The 18,716-nt window shown below is 59.4% G+C and carries 17 protein-coding genes; 12 read left to right on the top strand and 5 right to left on the bottom strand.

The annotated features are described in order from the left end of the window. Window positions 1-60: 60 nt before the first annotated feature. Window positions 61-1,434, top strand: a complete 1,374-nt coding sequence (locus tag ACO07T_RS00360; protein WP_422047769.1) for an SPOR domain-containing protein — start codon at window positions 61-63, stop codon at window positions 1,432-1,434. 27 nt (window positions 1,435-1,461) lie between these two features. Here ACO07T_RS00360 and ACO07T_RS00355 read toward each other — a convergent pair whose 3' ends face one another. Both ACO07T_RS00355 and fsa read right to left on the bottom strand, forming a co-directional pair. Then, window positions 1,462-2,472, bottom strand: a complete 1,011-nt coding sequence (locus tag ACO07T_RS00355) for a hypothetical protein (protein WP_422047767.1) — start codon at window positions 2,470-2,472, stop codon at window positions 1,462-1,464. Window positions 2,473-2,616: 144 nt separating this feature from the next. Continuing rightward, the gene (gene fsa, locus ACO07T_RS00350; protein ID WP_209061765.1) at window positions 2,617-3,270 is read right to left on the bottom strand and encodes a fructose-6-phosphate aldolase; all 654 of its coding nucleotides are present in this window, start codon (window positions 3,268-3,270) and stop codon (window positions 2,617-2,619) included. A 179-nt stretch (window positions 3,271-3,449) separates the two neighbouring features. Between fsa and ACO07T_RS00345 the strand changes: the two genes are divergently transcribed. From ACO07T_RS00345 to ACO07T_RS00330, 4 genes are all read left to right on the top strand, one after another. Further along, window positions 3,450-5,645: a primosomal protein N' gene (locus ACO07T_RS00345; RefSeq protein ID WP_422047765.1), complete on the top strand. Its 2,196-nt coding sequence runs from the start codon at window positions 3,450-3,452 to the stop codon at window positions 5,643-5,645. A 137-nt stretch (window positions 5,646-5,782) separates the two neighbouring features. Next, window positions 5,783-7,015, top strand: a complete 1,233-nt coding sequence (locus ACO07T_RS00340; RefSeq protein ID WP_422047763.1) for an MFS transporter — start codon at window positions 5,783-5,785, stop codon at window positions 7,013-7,015. A gap of 71 nt (window positions 7,016-7,086) precedes the next feature. Next, window positions 7,087-7,965, top strand: coding sequence for a 50S ribosomal protein L11 methyltransferase (locus ACO07T_RS00335; RefSeq protein ID WP_422047761.1), 879 nt, complete (start codon window positions 7,087-7,089; stop codon window positions 7,963-7,965). A gap of 295 nt (window positions 7,966-8,260) precedes the next feature. Beyond that, entirely contained in the window at window positions 8,261-8,608 is a 348-nt protein-coding gene (locus tag ACO07T_RS00330) for a hypothetical protein (protein WP_209061757.1), read from the top strand. A 158-nt stretch (window positions 8,609-8,766) separates the two neighbouring features. On the opposite strand, the gene ACO07T_RS00325 is transcribed toward ACO07T_RS00330, so the two are convergent. Further along, entirely contained in the window at window positions 8,767-8,955 is a 189-nt protein-coding gene (locus ACO07T_RS00325; protein ID WP_209077705.1) for a DUF1127 domain-containing protein, read from the bottom strand. Window positions 8,956-9,285: 330 nt separating this feature from the next. Between ACO07T_RS00325 and ruvC the strand changes: the two genes are divergently transcribed. The 4 genes from ruvC to ACO07T_RS00305 are packed head-to-tail and all read left to right on the top strand — an operon-like array spanning window position 9,286 to window position 11,990. Then, window positions 9,286-9,792 (top strand): crossover junction endodeoxyribonuclease RuvC, encoded by a 507-nt coding sequence (gene ruvC, locus ACO07T_RS00320; protein ID WP_209061753.1) that lies wholly within the window; start codon window positions 9,286-9,288, stop codon window positions 9,790-9,792. Then, window positions 9,789-10,514, top strand: a complete 726-nt coding sequence (gene ruvA / locus ACO07T_RS00315; RefSeq protein ID WP_422047759.1) for a Holliday junction branch migration protein RuvA — start codon at window positions 9,789-9,791, stop codon at window positions 10,512-10,514. The genes ruvC and ruvA overlap by 4 nt, the downstream gene beginning before the upstream one ends. A gap of 3 nt (window positions 10,515-10,517) precedes the next feature. Next, complete coding sequence (gene ruvB, locus ACO07T_RS00310) at window positions 10,518-11,555, top strand: Holliday junction branch migration DNA helicase RuvB (RefSeq protein ID WP_209061749.1); 1,038 nt, start codon at window positions 10,518-10,520, stop codon at window positions 11,553-11,555. A 57-nt stretch (window positions 11,556-11,612) separates the two neighbouring features. Beyond that, a complete protein-coding gene (locus ACO07T_RS00305) occupies window positions 11,613-11,990 on the top strand; it encodes a hypothetical protein (RefSeq protein WP_422047757.1) in 378 nt (125 codons plus the stop codon). Here the strand turns inward: ACO07T_RS00305 and ACO07T_RS00300 are convergent. Continuing rightward, window positions 11,975-12,817: a DMT family transporter gene (locus ACO07T_RS00300; protein WP_422047756.1), complete on the bottom strand. Its 843-nt coding sequence runs from the start codon at window positions 12,815-12,817 to the stop codon at window positions 11,975-11,977. The genes ACO07T_RS00305 and ACO07T_RS00300 overlap by 16 nt on opposite strands. Window positions 12,818-12,959: 142 nt before the next feature. On the opposite strand from ACO07T_RS00300, the gene dacB reads away from it, so the two are divergent. Together dacB and ACO07T_RS00290 are read left to right on the top strand one after the other, a co-directional pair. Further along, the gene (gene dacB / locus ACO07T_RS00295) at window positions 12,960-14,453 is read left to right on the top strand and encodes a D-alanyl-D-alanine carboxypeptidase/D-alanyl-D-alanine endopeptidase (protein WP_422047755.1); all 1,494 of its coding nucleotides are present in this window, start codon (window positions 12,960-12,962) and stop codon (window positions 14,451-14,453) included. A 202-nt stretch (window positions 14,454-14,655) separates the two neighbouring features. Continuing rightward, on the top strand, window positions 14,656-16,326 hold the full coding sequence (locus tag ACO07T_RS00290) for an ATP-binding protein (protein ID WP_422047754.1): 1,671 nt from the start codon (window positions 14,656-14,658) through the stop codon (window positions 16,324-16,326). A gap of 48 nt (window positions 16,327-16,374) precedes the next feature. Here the strand turns inward: ACO07T_RS00290 and ACO07T_RS00285 are convergent, their stop codons facing one another. After that, window positions 16,375-16,797, bottom strand: a complete 423-nt coding sequence (locus tag ACO07T_RS00285) for a tellurite resistance TerB family protein (RefSeq protein ID WP_209061742.1) — start codon at window positions 16,795-16,797, stop codon at window positions 16,375-16,377. 142 nt (window positions 16,798-16,939) lie between these two features. On the opposite strand from ACO07T_RS00285, the gene ACO07T_RS00280 reads away from it, so the two are divergent. Then, complete coding sequence (locus ACO07T_RS00280; protein WP_422047753.1) at window positions 16,940-18,592, top strand: lysine--tRNA ligase; 1,653 nt, start codon at window positions 16,940-16,942, stop codon at window positions 18,590-18,592. Window positions 18,593-18,716 lie beyond the last annotated feature (124 nt).

The raw sequence follows: 18,716 nt of genomic DNA, 5'->3' as shown, positions 1-18,716 counted from the left end.
CAGTGGTTTACTCACTGTAAAGATTTTGGCTAATGTACCCCTACATCTTGTGGGGGCAAAATGACATTAGGCAAATTTCTTGCGATTGCTGCAATCGCAACCGCTTCTGGATTCGGCGCAGCCCATGCGCAATCGATCAGTGACAGGCAAACACCGGCGGAGTTTCCGCCGGCGAATTTCCAGGGCAAGCAGTTCGTGGACAGCCGCGGCTGTGTTTACATCCGTTCAGGTGTGGACGGGGTGACCACATGGGTGCCCCGTGTGACCCGCGACCGCAAAGTGATCTGCGGGTTTAAGCCGACCTTCGACGCCGCGACCCGCCCGACCAATGCAGCGCCGCAGCTTGATGGCGACGTGGTTCAGATCGAGCCAGCCGCGCCACCGACAGAGCGGCCTTCGCTGTTTGGCAATGCGCGGCCCACGCCACAGGCGGCACCCACGACGACGCCAAAAGCACCAGCGGCGACAGTTGCGACTCCGGCACCAAAAGCCGCGCCGGTTGTGATCCAGCCCAAAGCGCAGCCTGCGCCCACCAAATCGACCGCAAAGGCTGCCCCCAGCACGGTAAAAGCTGCACCGGCAAAAACCACTGCAGCAGCTGCGGCGCCGTCACCTGCGCCCGCAAAAACAGTGGTTTCAACAACCGTACCGGCACAAGCGGAGCGTCGCACCACTGGGCAGGCCCCTCGGGCCTCCGGTATTATCTCGCCATGTCGCGAAGGCGTGACCCAATACAAAGGGTCCACCGTGCGCTGTGGTCCGCAGGCGCAATCGCCTGTGACGCCCGGCGTTGGCGGCCCGATTGCGACCCCGCCGCAAATCAATCTGGGGCAAAGCAGCGCGCTGCCGCGTCCACCTGTGGGCACTGTGGTGCGCGTTGGCGAAGCGGCGCCGGACGTGCGGATTGTGCCCAAGCATGTCTATGAGGCGCGCCTGACCAACGCGGTGTCTTCCTATGTGCCGGAAGGCTATCGCCGCGCCTTTGAAGATGGCCGCCTGGACACCGAGCGCGCGGTGATGACCTTTGCCGGGCACGCACAGACCAACCTGATCTGGACTGAAACAGTGCCGCGCCGCTTGATCCAGGTGAAGCTGGACTCTGATACGTCCGAGCAGACCACCACCAGAGTGAAAACCGGTGAGCGGGTTCAAACCAATACGGTGTCCACCAGGTCGGAAGCCCCGCAGAAGTCTCTGCGTCTTGCGGGCACACCTTATGTGCAGGTGGCGCAGGCCACTGATGCGGCGCAGGCGCAAGCTTTGGCGCGGGACGTGCGCAGGCTGGGCGTGCCTGTGCGGATCGGGCGGTATGAGCGCAATGGCGCAACCCAACGCATTGTGCTCGCAGGGCCTTTTGCCACACAGGCAGAGGCGGCCTCTGCGCTGGCCAAAGCCAAAAGCGCCGGGTTTGGCAGCGCGTTCCTGCGTAAGTAAGTTGACAGTTTTTGAGATTTGCGGCGGTCAGCTGTCGCAAATCTCCTGAAGCGCCACCCAATAGCGGTCAATCAGCACCGGCTCTGGCAGATTGTCTGTGAACGGAGCCGCTTCAATCAGTGCCAGCGTGCTTTCCCCGGACGGATCCTGGGCCAAAGCATAGGGTTTGAGCCGCACGCGCTTTTCCTCAAAGGCAGCAATCAGAGTGTCATCCGGTGCCGCCATTGGCGGAGCGCTGATCAGCTCTTCAATGTGGCTGCTGAGCAGCGTGTCTGGCAATGTGCCAGTGGTGAGTAGCCGGAGGCTGGCGCGAATGCCGCCGCTCTCCAGAAGGCCGCGAAGCGGGTCTGCGACCGCGGCTTGCGCGGCAATCACATAGCCTGCAGCCACATCCGGCTCTTCAAAATCTTCCACCGTGTCGCGCCCCAAAAGCACGATGTTGCCAGGCAGGGCGACCGCGTCCCGCAGGGCGCTTGGCACCACCGTGATGGCGCGCACTTGCAGGCGTTTTTGAAAGGCATCAAGCGCAGGCAATGCCTGCGGGCCGGTGCAGGCTTTGCCGGTCAGCCGCAGTGCATGGGTCTGCATCTCCTGACCAATTGTCTGGCGGGTCACATTGGGCACAACCCGCAGCGCGTGGTTGACCAACGCATTTGGCAGCCAGAACACGCCCAAGGCGGCAATTGCGGCCACCGATCCGCCGAGAATGAACTTGCGCAGCCTGCCTGTGGCCTGGCCCGGGTTGGCGACCGCTTTGCGCAGCTTCTCGATGGCTTCGACCACCTCGGGGTGATCTGCACCGATTTCCAAGGTCTCGCTTGGGTCGCCGTCCGGATAAAACACGGCAGGCCGTTCGCCGGGGTTGAGCCTGCGCACGGCGGGAAGAGACCAATGGGTCAGCGCCCGATCATTGCTGTCTTTGATCACCAACGTCGCATCTCCCAGCGACACAATCACATCCCTGCGTTGTGCGTCAGGTGTCTCGCGCCACAGGGCTGTGGCTTCCAGACGTTGGAATTTTTCAAGTGCAGTGCTCATGGTGGGTCTGCTCAGGCCTCTGATTGGCTCAATCCCTAGCATGGGCGCGAAGGGCGGGGCAATCACTTGCCCTTTGAAGGCGAGGCATAAAAAAAGGCCCGCGCGCGATGCCGGGCCTTGAGGATTTTTATTGCTGATCCTGGATCAGAGGATCTTGATGTCCGCCGCTTTGATGTCCGCGAGGAAAGCATCAAGACCTTTGTCGGTCAGCGGATGGTTGATCATGGATTTGATCACGCCGGGAGGGGCGGTCATCACGTCGGCACCAACCAGCGCACATTGGGTGGCGTGGTTCACGGTGCGCACGGAGGCGGCGAGGATTTCGGTTTCAAAGCCGTAGTTGTCATAGATCTGGCGGATGTCGGCGATCAGGTCCATGCCATCAAGGTTGATGTCGTCCAGACGGCCGATGAAAGGCGAGATGAAGCTTGCGCCCGCTTTGGCGGCCAGCAGCGCCTGATTGGCGGAGAAACACAGGGTAACGTTCACCTTGTGGCCCGCATCGGTCAGGGTTTTACAGGCTTTCAGACCGTCCCAGGTCAGCGGCACTTTCACGGCGATGTTTTCAGCGATCTCAACCAGCTTGCGGCCTTCAGCGATCATTTCGTCAGCGTCGGTCGCGGTGACTTCGGCGGAAACCGGGCCTTCGACCAGATCACAGATCTCTTTGGTCACTTCGAGAATGTCGCGGCCGGACTTTTTGATCAGGGAGGGGTTGGTGGTGACACCATCCACCATGCCAAGGGCGTTGAGCTCGGCAATGGCGTCGATTTCGGCAGTGTCTACAAAGAATTTCATGTCAGGTCCTTTGCTGGGTTTGACAAGTGCATGGATGATTGGTGCAACTGCGGGATTGCGCTGCGGCTGTGATGGCTTTACCCGATAGAAGGCCGCGCCGAAAGCTGTAATGCGCCATTTGGGCGCAATTATCGTTAGCGATAACGGCATTTGGTGGGCAAAGCTGGCAAGAGGGTCTGTTGAGCGACGCAGAGTTTTATCCCGAAGGGGCTTTGATTGCGGTTCTGACCACGCAACCGCTGGACCGGGTTTTGGATTACAAAGCGCCGGAGGGAGGCGTTTTTGCGGGCAGTTTTGTCGAGGTGCCGCTGGGGCCGCGCAAGGTGCTTGGTGTGGTCTGGGGACCGGGCAAGGGCGATTATGACATCTCCAAAATCCGAGCGGCCAATAAGGCGCTGGATGTGGCGCCCATGCGGGCCGATATGCGCAATTTCCTGCAGCGGGCAGCGGATTACACTCTGACGCCGCTGCACGCGATGTTGCGCCTGGCAACCCGTGCGCCGGGCCTCAGCGATCCGCCCTCGATGCGCAAAGTCTATCGCCGTGGCACAGGGGAGCCCGACCGGCAGACCGATGCGCGGCGGCGGGTTTTGGCGACATTGGAAGACTACGGCGGGCTCGCCTTCACGCTGGGCGAGCTTGGCGAGATGGCGGGGGTCACAAATTCCGTCATCAAGGGGCTGGTGAAACAGGGCGTGGTGCTGGAAGAAGCCGCGCCTCGGGACACACCATATTTGCGGCTTGATCCGGACTACGGTGGCAAAGAGCTGACGGCGGATCAGGAAGCCGGGGCGGCGGAATTGCGCGCGGGTATTCAGTTAGGCGTCTATGGCACCACTTTGCTGCGCGGGGTCACAGGCTCCGGCAAAACAGAAGTTTACCTTGAGGCCGTCGCGGAATGCCTACGCAAAGGGCGGCAGGCGCTTGTGCTCTTGCCGGAGATCGCGCTGACCGCAGAGTTCCTGACGCGCGTTGAGGCGCGGTTTGGCGCTCGGCCCGCAGAGTGGCACTCCGGTGTGACCATGACCGAGCGTCGGCGGGCGTGGAAAATGGTGGGAGAGGGCGGCGCGCAGCTTGTGGTCGGCGCGCGCTCTGCGCTGTTTTTGCCGTACCGTGATCTTGGATTGATCATTGTCGATGAAGAGCATGACACCTCCTATAAGCAAGAAGACGGCGTGCTTTACAATGCACGCGATATGGCGGTGCTGCGGGCTGCGATGTGTGACGCGCAAGTGGTGCTGGCGTCTGCCACCCCTTCGCTGGAAACCTGGGCCAATGCGGAAGCGGGCAAATACAAACGGCTTGAGCTGACCAGCCGCTATGGCGCGTCGGTTTTGCCGGAGATGCGGGCGATTGATATGCGCACGCAGGAGCTGCCGGCCAGCCGCTGGATTTCGCCTGCGTTGAAACAGGCGGTGGACGCGCGCATTGCTAAAGGCGAACAAGCGCTGTTGTTCATCAACCGGCGTGGCTATGCGCCGGTGACGATTTGCCGGGCCTGCGGGCATCAGATCGGCTGTGATCATTGTGACGCGCGGATGGTGGAACACCGCTTTCTCAAGCGTTTGCTGTGCCATCAGTGCGGTGAGACAAAGCCGATGCCGGAGGCCTGCCCGAGCTGTGAGGTCGAAGGCAAGCTGGCTCCGGTCGGGCCGGGGGTGGAGCGGCTGGCCGAAGAGGCGCAGGCGCTTTGGCCGGAGGCGCGCCAAGCGGTGCTGAGTTCGGATCTCTTTGGCTCGGCGCGCGCGCTGAAGGAGAGCATTGAGACCATCGCCAACGGTGGCGCAGATATCATCATCGGCACGCAGTTGGTGGCGAAAGGCCACAATTTTCCGTTGCTGACGCTGGTGGGCGTCATCGACGCGGATCTTGGCCTGCAAGGCTCTGACCTGCGCGCAGCAGAGCGGACCTTTCAGCTCATGCGACAGGTTGCCGGGCGGGCAGGGCGCTCTGAACGCGCGGGGCTTGCGCTGTTGCAGACCTTCCAGCCGGAACATCCGGTGATCCGCGCGATCCTGACCGGCGATGAAAACGGCTTCTGGCGGGCTGAGGCGGATGAGCGGCGTCACGCTGTGGTGCCGCCTTTTGGCCGTATGGCGGGGATCATCCTCTCAGGCAGCGATGTGGGGCAGGTGTTTGATCTGGGCAATGCGCTGGCGCGCAATTCGGACGCTCTGCGCGCGATTGGCGCTGAAGTCTACGGTCCGGCCCCGGCACCGATTGCGCGGGTGCGTGGACGGCACCGGGTGCGGCTTTTGGTGAAAGCCGACAAATCCGCGCCGCTTCAAGCCGCCCTGGCGCGTTGGATTGGCCAGTTCCGCCTCAAGGGTGATCTGCGTCTCGCCGTCGATATTGACCCGCAGAGCTTTTACTGAGCGCAGGGTTTCCTCTTGCTGCCAATATCCCGGAGCGCGAGGCAGAGCCTCGCATCTGTCTTGCGTGCAAATACGCAGCCCACCCTGTGCATCCTTTCGCTCTCGCCTTTTTGGGTATTTCCCCGTATGCGCTAGGCATGTTCGAAAAAATTGCCATTGATGACGCACAGGCTTTGCCATGGTGGCGTCGCCCGATTGCGCTTTTGTTCCTGATGGCGCTGGCCATGCCCATCGCGTTCAATACATGGAGCGCGCTGCTCAACAACTTTGTGGTTGAGGTGGCAGATTTTGACGGCTCCGACATTGGCCTCTTGCACACTGTGCGGGAAATTCCGGGCTTTCTGGCGATTGGGGTGATCTTCCTGCTGCTTTTTATTCGCGAGCAGGTGTTGGGCATGATCTCCCTACTGCTCTTGGGCGTAGCGACAGCGTTGACCGCCTATTTCCCGAGCATGGGCGGCATTTTGATGATCACGCTGCTGAGCTCTATCGGGTTTCACTATTATGAAACCGTGAACCAGTCTTTGCAGCTTCAGTGGCTCGACAAAAAGCGTGCGCCCAAGGTGCTGGGCTGGCTGGTGGCTGCAGGCTCTGGCGCAACGCTGCTTGCCTATGGGCTGATTGTGCTGAGCTGGAAGCGGTTTGATCTGAGCTATGAGCTTGTTTATCTCGCTGGTGGCGGTGTGACCGCGCTGATCGCGCTCTACTGTATTTTTGCTTTCCCGCAGTTTGAAGGCCGCACGCCACAGGCGCGCAAGATGGTGCTCAAAAAGCGCTACTGGCTCTACTACGCGATGCAGTTCATGGCCGGTGCACGCCGTCAGATTTTTGTGGTTTTTGCAGGTTTCATGATGGTCGAGCGTTTTGGCTTTGACGTGCATGAAATCACGGCTCTCTACCTCATCAACCTTGTGGCCAATATGATCTTTGCCCCGATGATCGGCGCGGCTGTGGCCCGGTTCGGGGAGCGACGCACGCTGATCTTTGAATACGCCGGTCTGGTGATCGTGTTCCTCGCCTATGGTGGCATCTACTTCTTTGGTTGGGGGCTTGTGCTGGCGGCCACGCTCTATGTGGTGGACCATTTGCTGTTCTCCCTCGCGCTGGCGCTGAAGACCTATTTTCAGAAGATTGCCGACCCTGAAGATATGGCGCCGACCGCTGCTGTGGCCTTTACCATCAATCATATTGCGGCGGTGTTCCTGCCGGTGCTGCTGGGCTTGCTCTGGTTAGCATCCCCCGGCGCGGTGTTTGTGCTGGCGGCGTCTATGGCGGCGGTGTCGCTTGGCTTGGCCTGCCTGATCCCGCGCTACCCTGAGAAGGGCAATGAAACCCGCCTGACACGCCCTTTGGCCGCCGCTGCAGAGTAGTTTGCCCCCGTCAGGCTTGACGAAGCTGGGCCAAGACCCTAGGCCCGGCACAAAGTTTCTGGAGATCTGTTATGGCCACATTCACCGCGCTGACCACGCTCGTCGGGAAATCCCAAGCTGAGGCGCTTGGCGAAGCCATGGAGCGTCTGGTGCCGGAACCCACCGGTGTGGGCGTCTTTGAGATCGAAGACGGCTCTGGTCTCTGGGAAGTGGGCGGCTATTTCACCGAGGCGCCTGATGAGGCAGGCCTTGCGGTTCTCGCAGCTGCTTTTGAGGCAAAGCCCTTTGTGGTTTCTGAGCTTCCGGAAACCGACTGGGTGGCCCATGTGAAGCGCGAGCTGGCCCCTGTGGAGGCCGGTCGCTTCTTTGTCTACGGCAGCCATGATGCGGACAAAGTGCCCGAAGGTGCGGAGCCTCTGTTGATCGAGGCGGCGATGGCCTTTGGCACCGGTCACCACGGCACCACCCTTGGGTGTCTGAAGGCGCTGGACCGCCTCGCCAACGAAGGCTTTGTCGGCGAGAACGTTGCTGACATCGGCTGCGGCACAGCTGTGCTGGCCATGGGCGCGGCGCGCATCTGGCCCAACAAGGTGCTCGCCAGCGACATTGACGAAGTTGCCGTGGATGTGGCGAAGGCCAATGCAGTTGCCAATGGTCTGGAAGACAAGCTGATCTGTCTGGAGGCGGCCGGTTTTGGCCATCCGGATCTGGCAGCAAAAGCGCCCTATGATCTGGTGTTCGCCAATATTCTGAAAGCCCCGCTTGTGGATCTGGCACCGGACATGGGTGCCAATATCGCGCCACAGGGCCACGCGATCCTGTCCGGTATCCTGAATGAGCAGGCGGATGAGGTGGTTGCGGCCTATCAGGCAGCGGGCTTTGCCGTGCATACGCGCGAGGAAATCGGCGAATGGACCACTTTGACCATGACCCGCAATAGCGCAGGCTGACACTTCCAGACGGATAAGGCGGGTTGAGATAAATTTCGCAATCAGCCCTTGTCGAATCATGGATAAGGCGTTCCGCGACGGAGCGCCTTTGTTATATGTTTTTGCGGGATTGTTTGGCTTGCGGGGATAGTCAGAATCGCCGCTCTGCGACTGTTTCCAAATGAGCGTGATCTGTTAAGCATAAAAACAAGTTTTGTCTCGAATTTGCCTTATTTGTCAGGGCTCGCCTTGATTTTAGGGCAATTTTTGGTCAATTTTATTCATGTTTGGTGGGGGCCAAACCTGAGTATTTGCTATGAGTGAATCCAACGCTGAGTTTCATGAGCGTCTCGCACGGATTTACCGCAATCAAGCGGAAGCCGGGCCTAAGGCGCGTGAGGCAGTTGCTATTGACCGCAATGGCTACGTCATCGTGCGCGGTGCAGGACGCAGACGCACGATCCCGTGGCACGGTCTGAGCATGGTCGTAGTCTCTTTTTTCGTCATCAAAGGCTTGATGATGTCCCAGCTTGGTCCTGACTTCTATTCGCAGGATGTGGCGCGTTTGAGCGGCGGAAATGCTGTGGAGAAAGCCGCAGCCTGGACCATGCGCCCCGATCCGGTCTCGCGCTGGATCGCGCTCAAGATCAATTCACTGGGCTAACACCCTTCTTTTTCATGGATCCCTCCAAGATCCTTGCGGCCTCGGGTTCTCTCCCCCGGGGCCGCGTTTGTTTTGGGCACTAAAAAACCGCAGCCTCCCCAAGCAGGCTGCGGTTTCCGACCCGAAGGCCCGACCATGTGAGTGGTGAAGTGCCAGACTCAGCGATAGCGGGGGATGTCGGCGCGAGACATGCCGATGTCCTCCAGCTCGCGATCGCTGAGCTGTTCCAGGGCTTTCCGGGTCAAACGTTTCTCGTTCCAGTCTGCAACCTGAGCAGCGAACACAGTGAATGTGTCGCGGATACGGCCAGCAAAACTGGGGGTCGACGTCGTTTCAAAAGAGGCCATATCAGTGTTCCTTCTGCCAATTTGGTATGGTCTATTCTTCAAGATGGACGGCAAATATGGAGGTCGATCAACGCTCACAAGACGGATTCCGGCATAGGTCCTATGCAGGTTTTGCATGGGTCGGATCGGCTTGGAAAAATGCGCGTTGATTTGGTTTTTGCGACAATTTTGGTGACAAAAACGACCGCTTTGTAACAGTTATGTAACGGGTGCAAGGCGGGGCTGCAGAAAACGCATGCAGCTATTGGAATGGGATTGGTCTTGGCGTTTGTTCTCGTTTCGTGCTACTCCGAGGCACAACAGAACAAAAAGAGCAGAATGGGGCGGCAGATGCGCGTATTGGGAATTGATCCCGGCTTGCGGAATATGGGCTGGGGCGTGATCGACGCTGATGGCAGCCGGTTGAGCCATGTGGGCAATGGAATCTGTCATTCGGTTGGCGAGGATCTGGCCGCGCGCCTGCTGTCTTTGCATGAACAGCTGACGGATGTGGTGGCACGCTTCCTGCCGGATCATGCGGCGATTGAGCAGACCTTTGTGAACAAGGATGGCGCGGGGACGCTGAAGCTGGGGCAGGCGCGCGGGATCGCCTTGCTGGTGCCTGCACAGGCGGGTCTGATCATCGGGGAATATGCGCCCAACAAAGTGAAGAAAACCGTGGTTGGGGTCGGCCACGCGGAAAAGCATCAGGTGGAGCATATGGTGAAGCTGCAATTGCCCGGTGTGCAGATTGCCGGGCCTGACGCTGCAGATGCGCTGGCCATTGCCATGTGCCATGCGCATTATGCGCGGGCAGGGGCCGGATATGCGGCCGCATTGAAAAAGGCGCAGGCATGATAGGCAAGATTTCTGGAACACTGGAATACCGCAGCACGGATCACGTTCTGATCGACGTGCGCGGGGTGGGCTACATGGTCTACTGCTCTGACCGGACGCTGGCGGCGATGCCGGCCGCTGGGGAGGCCGTGGCGCTTTATACCGATCTTTTGGTGCGCGAAGACCTTTTGCAGCTCTTTGGATTTGGCAGTCTGTTTGAAAAAGAATGGCACCGGCTTTTGATGAGTGTGCAGGGCATCGGCGCAAAGGCCAGTCTCGCCATTCTGGGCACGCTGGGGGCCGAGGGGGTCAGCCGCGCTGTGACGCTGGGCGATGTGGCGGCGATCAAGGCGGCCAAAGGGGTTGGCCCCAAAACCGCACAGCGGGTTGTCATTGAGCTGAAGGACAAAGCGCCTGAAATCATGGCGTTGGGCGGCAGTCTCAGCAATGCGATGGCCACAGCCACCGGCGAGGCGGCACAGAGCGCACCTGAGAAAGATGACGCCGTGCTGGAAGATCCGGCACATGCACCGGTCACCCAAGGCGGCGCTTCCGGCGCGAGCGGCTCGGCGGCTGCGGCGTCCATGAGTGTGCAGGCGGACGCTTTGTCTGCACTTGGCAATTTGGGCTACAGCCCCTCAGATGCGGCAACTGCAGTGGCGCAAGCGGCGGGCGAAGATCCCGAGGCGGATACGGCAACCTTGATCCGCACAGCCCTCAAGCTCTTGGCGCCGAAGGGATAATCTATGGATCAACCAGACCCGACATTGCGCCCGGAGCCACGGCCTGAAGATGCGGATCGCGCCCTGCGCCCACAGGAGCTTGACGCCTTCATTGGCCAAGCTGAGGCGCGGGCTAACCTGCGGGTGTTCATTGAGAGCGCCCGGCGTCGTGGCGAAGCGATGGACCACACCTTGTTTCACGGGCCTCCGGGGCTTGGGAAAACAACGCTGGCGCAGATCATGGCACGCGAGCTTGGTGTAAATTTCCGGATGACCTCCGGCCCCGTGCTGGCCAAAGCGGGCGACCTCGCGGCGATCCTGACCAATCTGGAAGCGCGCGATGTGTTGTTCATCGACGAAATTCACCGTCTGAACCCGGCGGTGGAAGAGGTGCTTTACCCGGCGATGGAAGACTTTGAGCTTGATCTGGTGATCGGCGAAGGCCCTGCCGCGCGGACCGTGCGCATCGAGCTGCAGCCGTTTACCCTGGTTGGCGCAACCACCCGACTGGGGCTTTTGACCACGCCGCTGCGCGACCGTTTCGGCATTCCGACACGTCTGCAGTTTTACACCGAAGATGAGCTCAACGAGATCGTCACCCGCAATGCACGCAAGCTTCATGTGCCTGCACAGGATGGCGGCGCGCGTGAAATTGCACGCCGGTCGCGTGGCACGCCAAGGATCGCAGGGCGGCTGTTGCGCCGGGTGGTGGATTTTGCGCTGGTGGAGGGCGACGGCGTCATCACCAAGGCGCTTGCGGACGGGGCGCTGACGCGGCTTGGGGTGGACAATCTCGGGCTGGATGGGGCGGATCGCAGATACTTGCTTTTCATCGCAGAGAACTACGGCGGTGGCCCTGTTGGGATCGACACGATCAGCGCTGCGCTGAGCGAGAGCCGCGATGCGATTGAAGAGGTGATCGAACCGTTTTTGCTGCAGCAGGGGCTGATTCAGCGGACACCGCGCGGCCGGATGCTGGCGCAAAAAGCGTGGCGACATCTGGGGCTTTCGGCCCCCAAACGCCCGGATCAGAAAGATTTGTTCTCGCCCGGCAAGGGGTAAGAGAGGTCTTTAAGCGGGTGAAGGTGGCGCAGTTGTTCAGATCTGTGGAGTGTGTGAATGAGTGAAATGGATCGGCCCACGGGGCGGAGCGTCGCGGATCTGACGGCTCGGGCCAAACAGGTCAGCGACATCTATGCTGAGACCTTTGAGATCGCGCGCGACTCTGCTTGGTATCTTGCAAAACTGACGGAAGAGCTGGGCGAGATGCAATCCGCCTATCTTGCGTCCATTGGCAATCAGCGTGGCAGTGGCTCTGGTCAATGTGCCAAAGAAGCTTTGGCGGACGAAGCCGCAGACCTGTTTGGGTTTCTAATGGTCTTTGCCCAATGGCAGGGGATCGATTTGGAAGCCGCCTTTGAGCGGAAGTGGGGGAAGTATCTGAGTGGTGCTCCCGGCACGCAAGCTGCTCCAGATACCTCTCAACCAGCCGTCTGACGCTTGGCTTTTGCCTGCAAGCTCGGAAGCGCTGCGGAGAGCACGCCCGCGCTCAGGATCAGCGCCAGACCGAGCCAGGTGAGGGCGGCGGGCAATGTGCCAAACACCACCCATCCAAGCGCTGTTGCGCTCAGCAGTTGAAGGTAGACCAGAGGCGCAAGCTGTGCGGCTTCGGCGCGGCGATAGGCGAGTAACAGGAGGAGGTTTCCTCCCATCGAAAAGGCCGCGCTGCCAAAGGTGAGCAGGCTGAACTCCAGTGAGGTGGTGGTCGGCAGATGCGGCAGGCCAAAAGGTGTCAGGATCAGAGCGCTGAGCGCCAGTTGCGTGACAAGCAGGTCGGTGGCACGCACCGTGCCTGAGAGCCAGCGCGAGGCTGTGAGAAAGGCACCATAGCAGAGGCCTGCCGCCACCGCGTAGAGAAGACCGGCAGACATGTCAGCACTTGGTCGCACCACGAGCAGAACCCCGAGAAATCCAAGCGCCATCAGAAGGTTGCGGCTCCGCGTTGCCGGCTCTTTGAGCAAGAGAACAGACAAGATGTAGGAAAAGATCGGCCCGATGAAAAACGCGGCAAAGACGTCGGCGATGGGCGCGGTCTGCAGGGCGTTTTGAATGCAGAAGATGCCGCAGCTCATCAATGCGGCGCGCAGCCAGATCGCCCAATGGCCAAGCGCGCGCAGGGTTGTTGGTCGCAGCAAAGGCAAGGCCATCAGCGCGCCAAGAGCAAAGCGGGACCAGGCAACAAATATCGGGCTGGCACCATGGGTCTGCATCATGAGTTTGCCTGCCGTATCCCCTGCGGGGATCATGGACATGGCGACAAACATTAAGGCAAAGACTTTCCACATGGCACAGCGGTAACATGTTAACAGCCTCACCAAAAGCCCGCTGATTTTTGTATATTTTGTGAAGTCGCACGGGCACTCTGCCGGTTGAACCATCAAGCGGTTCAGAGGTACGGTTGCGGCTATGAAAAAGAGCTTCACACGCCGGTCGTTTCTGACCTTGAGCGCCGCCAGTTTGGGGACACCTCTTTGGGCCAATGCGCCGAGCCGATCATTGCGGCCCGTGCTGCGCCCGGATGCGCAGAGACTGATCAACAGTGCGCCTTCTGCAGAAAGTTTGATCCGCGACAGTGGCCTCACTGGCAAGGTGAGCTACGCGGTGGCGCGCGCCGGAGATGGCGGCATTCTGGAAGGGCACAATGCGGCCTCGGGGTTGCCACCCGCCAGCGTGACCAAAGTGCTGACGGCGCTTTATGCGTTGCACTATCTGGGGCCAAACCACCGCTTTCTCACAAGCCTGGTGGCTGTTGGGACAGTGGAGAACGGTGTTCTGAATGGCGATCTTGTGTTGCGCGGCGGCGGGGACCCGACACTTGACACAAACGGCCTTGCTGACTTGGCAAGAACGCTGAAGGCCTCAGGCATTCGTGAGGTGACCGGGCGGTTTCTGGTGTGGGGCGGGGCGCTGCCATCGGTCAAGAGGATCGACAAGAAACAGCCCGATCATGCGGGCTACAATCCAGCGGTCTCTGGCATCGCGTTGAACTACAACCGGGTCCACTTTGAGTGGAAGCGTGGTGCAGACGGTTATGGCGTGACCATGGATGCGCGCAGCAACAAATACCGTCCGGCCGTGACCGTGGCGCAGATGAAAATTGTCAATCGTGCGGTGCCCGTTTACACCTATAAATCGGCGGGGCAGACGGATCAGTGGACCGTCGCCAAAGGCGCGTTGGGACAGAGTGGCGCGCGGTGGCTTCCGCTGCGCCAGCCGGAGCTTTACGCAGGTGAGGTGTTTCGGACTCTGGCTCGGGCGCATGGCATTGTGTTGCAGGCACCTAAGGTGGCGCAGGGCGCACCACGTGGCACGATTGTCGCCCGCCAGCAAAGCCCTGATTTGAAGACCATCCTCACCGGCATGCTGAAATACTCCACCAACCTCACCGCGGAGATGGTGGGGCTGGCGGCCTCTCAGGCGCGCGGGGCGCAACCTTTAACACTGAAGGAGTCCGCTGCAGCGATGAATGCCTGGGCCAAGGAGCAGCTTGGTATGCAGGCGGCTGCATTGGTGGACCACTCAGGACTGGGCGAGGCGTCGCGACTGCGTGCGGATGAAATGGCTTTGATGTTGGCGCAGGCGGGGCAACATGAGGTGCTTCAGCCGATCCTGAAAGACATACCTGTGAAAGACGCCAAGGGACGGCCGATCAAAGCCCATCCGGTGAAGGTCCGTGCCAAAACCGGGACGCTGCATTTTGTGAGTGCGCTGGCGGGCTACATCAATGCGCCTGACGGCAAAGTTCTGGCCTTTGCAATCTTTGAGGCCGATGTCAGCGCGCGCCAGCGTCTGATTGGCCCGGACCGCGAACGCCCGAAAGGCGCGCGCACCTGGAATGGGCGGGCCAAGCGGTTGCAGCAGGCGCTGATCGCGCGGTGGGGCACGGTCTACGGGGCGTAGAGCGGGCAGGATTTAGCGTGCGCACTTCTTGAGGGGCCTGCCGGATTTCAGGAAAGCGTTTGACCGCTATGATGCGGCACCCAGCCGCCAAGGCTCTTCGTTGAGTGACAAAGATCCATGGCGCGTGCAGGCGTATGTAGAAATACGGCGCGTGTTGTATTTGGCGTTTGGTAGCAATAGTTTCGTAATTATTGCTAAGTAAATGATTTTGTACCCATGTTTTGGAAAGGGCTGTTGCTCTAGTGTGATGAATACCCCCAGGAAGCCCAGTAATCTCTCAAACCATTTCGCGTTTCTGGACGCGGCTCAGGGTGCGATCTTCGTCTTGGAGGTCGGCACGGATGGTATGCCGCGTTATGTGAAGGTCACCAAAGAGTGGGAGCGACGCACAGAGGTCGCCGCCAAGGATGCGCTCGGCAAGACTGCCCTTGAGATTTTTGGCGGTTGGAATGGGGAGCGCGGGCTCGCGCTGCATCTTGAGGCTGTCAAGGCGCAGACCGAAAGCGTGCATTTTGTGACCATCCCGTTTGATGATCGTATCGCTGATTTTCGGACGACACTGAGGCCGGTGTTTGATGACGCTGGGCAGCTGACGCATATCGTTGGCACAACAGAAGACATCACCTCGCAGCGGGAGCGCGATCAGGCGCTTGAGCTGAACAAGCTGGCGCGCGAGGAGGCTGAGGAGGCCAACCGCGCCAAAGAGCGCTTCTTGGCAAATGTCAGCCACGAAATTCGCACGCCGATGAACGGGATCATGGGGATGTGCGAGCTGTTGTCGGAGACCGAGCTGGACGACCACCAGCGCCTCTGCACCAACACAATCTACAATTCCGCCAACGCGCTGCTGACCATCGTCAATGATGTGTTGGATTTCTCAAAGATTCAGGCGCAGAAAATCTCTCTGACGGATGAGCCGTTTTCTTTGCGTGAGCTGGTGCGGGAGTGTTGTGCGCTTCTTTCTCGGCATTCTGATGCCAAGAAGCTGGAGTTGGTTTTTGACTATCCGGAGGATATGCCGAGCAGCTTCATAGGTGATATGAGCCGCGTGCGTCAGGTTTTGCTGAACCTCATTGGCAACGCGGTGAAGTTCACAGAAGTGGGGGGCGTGTCGGTGAAGGTCTCATTCGCTTCAGGAGCGGATGAGATGCCGCTTAAAATTGCCGTGTCAGACACGGGTGTCGGCATCGAGCCGGCTCAGCTTGAGATGATCTTCACAGCCTTTGAGCAAGTGCACGAAGATGGCAAAATGCGGGGCAAAGGCACAGGGCTCGGCTTGGCGATCAGCAAGGCGTTGGTGGAACGTATGGGCGGAAAACTCTCGGTTGAGAGTGTGCCTAATGAGGGCACCACGTTCCTTGTGGCCTTGAACTTGACCCCGACAGATGCGGTGACGCCCAAAGTGGGGGCAGGCCAAGGGAGCCATAGTGAACCGACAGAGAGCGTCATCTGGGATAGTCGCAAGATTGCCCGAACCGATGCGAGCCTGGCTGTCGGGAAGGGGCCGCTCTCAGGGCGTCAAATCCTTGTGGCGGAAGACAACAAAACCAACCAGATGGTTGTGCGGAAAATGTTGGAACCTACCGGTGCCGACATGCGTTTTGTGCAGGATGGGCTGGAAGCCTTGGAGTGCTGTCGCAATCAGGCCTACGATGTGATCCTGATGGATCTGTCGATGCCGGTGATGGGCGGACTGCAGGCGACGCGGGAAATTCGCCTTTTTGAGAAGGAAAGCGGAAGAGCGCCCTGCCGTATCGTCGCGTTGACCGCAAATGCGCAGCCCACCGATACGGAGGCCTGCTTTGAGGCGGGAATGGATGGGTTCCTCAGCAAGCCGTTCCGCAAGCAGGCTCTGATCGACATCCTTCAATAGCCGCGCAAGCGTGTGACCTGCGCAGCTCATTTTGTTACCGAAATCTGCTTAGGTCATGTGGCGCGCTCGCGCACCGCGCTCGATTGCGGCTGCGTGCAGGCGGTCGATGTTCAGCTCATAGCGGATCTCTTCAAGCAGGCGCAGCTCCGGCTCAGCCAGAGTGCCATCCGCAGCCCCGACATCACAGGCCAGCGCATAAGCGGTTTCAAAGAGCCGTTCATCCAGATTGTCGCGCACCAGACCAAACAGCGCGGCGAGACCGTCTTCTTGTTCAAACAGGTCAAACACCAGCTGGCTGATGACCTGCATCCGGTCCACGTCATATTCTGCAAACACTGGCAGGTGGTTCACGGCCGCCTGAATTTTCACGAGTTCAGCGGTGCGGATGTTCTCGTCAGAGGCGGAGACAGCCACCATCACCAACACCAAGCAGTCCTGCGGGGTGAGCGGGTGTGGAATTTCTTGGGTCACTTGCAAATCCTTTGCATTGCTGTGTTGCAGTGCAGAATATTGACTGCCAGTCTCAGGAGCAATAGGAAGCGTCGGATTGTCACGTGCAATGAGGCGCTTGGCATTCTTTCGCTGAAACCCGATCCTGAACCGGAGATGGACAATGTCTGACCTGCGCGCAGCAGCCCTCGAATCCAAAGCTTGGCCCTTTGAAGAAGCCCGCAAGCTTCTCAAACGCTATGCAAAGGGTGCGCCAGAGAAGGGCTATGTTCTGTTTGAAACCGGCTATGGCCCCTCCGGCCTGCCGCACATCGGCACCTTTGGCGAAGTGGCCCGGACCACAATGATCAAAGTGGCTTTTGAGGCGATCAGCGACATCCCAACCAAGCTGATCTGTTTTTCCGACGATTTGGACGGGCTGCGCAAAGTGCCCTCCAATGTGCCAAATCCGGAAACGCTTGAGCCTTATCTGCAGATGCCGCTGACCACGGTACCTGATCCTTTTGGCACGCATGACAGCTTTGGCGCACATAACAACGCCATGCTGCGCCGCTTCCTTGATACCTTTGGCTTTGAGTATGAATTCTACTCCGCCAAAGAATTCTACGAAACCGGTCAGTTTGACGAAGTGCTGAAACGCGCGGTGGACAACTATGATGCCATCATGGCGATCATGCTGAAATCCCTGCGCGAAGAGCGCGCCGCGACCTATTCGATCTTCCTGCCGCTGCATCCGGAAACCGGCCGCGTGCTTTACGTGCCGATGAAAAAGGTCTGTGCGGAAACCTACACCGTCACTTTTGAAGATGAGGACGGCAAAGAATGGACCGTGCCTGTGACCGGCGGCAATGTGAAGCTGCAGTGGAAGCCGGATTTCGGTGCGCGCTGGGCGGCTCTGGGCGTGGACTTTGAGATGTATGGCAAGGAGCACGCCACCAACGAGAAGATCTATGACGCGATCTGCCGGGCGCTGGGCGGGCGTCAGCCCAACCACTTCTCTTACGAGCTGTTCCTAGACGAAAACGGGCAGAAGATTTCCAAATCTTCCGGCAACGGTGTGTCGATTGATCAGTGGCTGACCTATGCCTCCACCGAGAGCCTCGCCTATTTCATGTACCAGAAGCCTAAAACCGCGAAGCGGATGCATTTTGATGTGATCCCCAAAGCGGTGGATGAGTATCACCAGCAGCTGCGCGCCTACCACGGTCAGGACATCAAGGCACAGCTGAACAACCCGGTGTGGCACATCCACGGCGGTGACGTGCCGCAATCCGATATGGTGGTGCCATTCAGCATGCTGCTGAACCTGGCCTCTGCCTCTTCCGCGGAAGACAAAGAAACCATGTGGGGGTTCATCAACAAATACGCCCCTGATGCGACTGCAGAAACACATCCGGGCATGGATGCGGCGGCTGGCCATGCGGTGCGCTATTTCAACGACTTCGTGAAACCGGCAAAGGTCTACCGTGCGCCCACCGAACAGGAGCGCCGTGCGCTGGAAGATCTGGCCGGCGCTCTGAGCTCGCCTGAGACCGCACTGGCGGTGATTGCGGCGAAGAACGCGCTTGTGGGCAACGAGGATCCGCTTCCGGAACCGGATTTCACCGATGAGGAGTTCCTGCAGTCCATCGTCTTTGCGATTGGCAAAAACCACGAGTTTGAGCCGCTGCGCGATTGGTTCAAGGCGATCTATGAGGTGCTGTTGGGCGATTCCCAAGGCCCGCGCTTTGGCAGCTTCATTGCGCTTTACGGCGTGGAAGAGACGGTGACGCTGATCCACAAAGCGCTTGCCGGAGACCTCGTTTCAGGCGCGTGATCCGCAAAATGTGTTTGACGTTTCAAAAGGCTCTGCTCCGGCGGGGCCTTTTCTTTTGGCGATACCTCTATGTGTGGCGGCATGACTTATGTTCCCAAACTGCCCCTTGTGATCTGTAGCCCCG

This window comes from Shimia sp. (assembly GCF_965227725.1).
Lineage (GTDB): Bacteria > Pseudomonadota > Alphaproteobacteria > Rhodobacterales > Rhodobacteraceae > Shimia.
This window is presented reverse-complemented; position numbering and strand designations above follow the sequence as displayed.

Excerpts from the sequence above, each read along its gene's own strand:
- ruvB (WP_209061749.1), top strand. The coding sequence starts at position 10,518 with ATGGATCAACCAGACCCGACATTGCGCCCGGAGCCACGGCCTGAAGAT.
- ACO07T_RS00340 (WP_422047763.1), top strand. The coding sequence starts at position 5,783 with ATGTTCGAAAAAATTGCCATTGATGACGCACAGGCTTTGCCATGGTGG.
- ACO07T_RS00355 (WP_422047767.1), bottom strand. The coding sequence starts at position 2,472 with ATGAGCACTGCACTTGAAAAATTCCAACGTCTGGAAGCCACAGCCCTG.
- ACO07T_RS00290 (WP_422047754.1), top strand. The coding sequence starts at position 14,656 with ATGATTTTGTACCCATGTTTTGGAAAGGGCTGTTGCTCTAGTGTGATG.
- ACO07T_RS00330 (WP_209061757.1), top strand. The coding sequence starts at position 8,261 with ATGAGTGAATCCAACGCTGAGTTTCATGAGCGTCTCGCACGGATTTAC.
- ACO07T_RS00300 (WP_422047756.1), bottom strand. The coding sequence starts at position 12,817 with ATGTTTGTCGCCATGTCCATGATCCCCGCAGGGGATACGGCAGGCAAA.
- ACO07T_RS00305 (WP_422047757.1), top strand. The coding sequence starts at position 11,613 with ATGAGTGAAATGGATCGGCCCACGGGGCGGAGCGTCGCGGATCTGACG.
- ruvA (WP_422047759.1), top strand. The coding sequence starts at position 9,789 with ATGATAGGCAAGATTTCTGGAACACTGGAATACCGCAGCACGGATCAC.
- ACO07T_RS00325 (WP_209077705.1), bottom strand. The coding sequence starts at position 8,955 with ATGGCCTCTTTTGAAACGACGTCGACCCCCAGTTTTGCTGGCCGTATC.
- dacB (WP_422047755.1), top strand. The coding sequence starts at position 12,960 with ATGAAAAAGAGCTTCACACGCCGGTCGTTTCTGACCTTGAGCGCCGCC.
- ACO07T_RS00335 (WP_422047761.1), top strand. The coding sequence starts at position 7,087 with ATGGCCACATTCACCGCGCTGACCACGCTCGTCGGGAAATCCCAAGCT.
- ruvC (WP_209061753.1), top strand. The coding sequence starts at position 9,286 with ATGCGCGTATTGGGAATTGATCCCGGCTTGCGGAATATGGGCTGGGGC.
- ACO07T_RS00360 (WP_422047769.1), top strand. The coding sequence starts at position 61 with ATGACATTAGGCAAATTTCTTGCGATTGCTGCAATCGCAACCGCTTCT.
- fsa (WP_209061765.1), bottom strand. The coding sequence starts at position 3,270 with ATGAAATTCTTTGTAGACACTGCCGAAATCGACGCCATTGCCGAGCTC.
- ACO07T_RS00280 (WP_422047753.1), top strand. The coding sequence starts at position 16,940 with ATGTCTGACCTGCGCGCAGCAGCCCTCGAATCCAAAGCTTGGCCCTTT.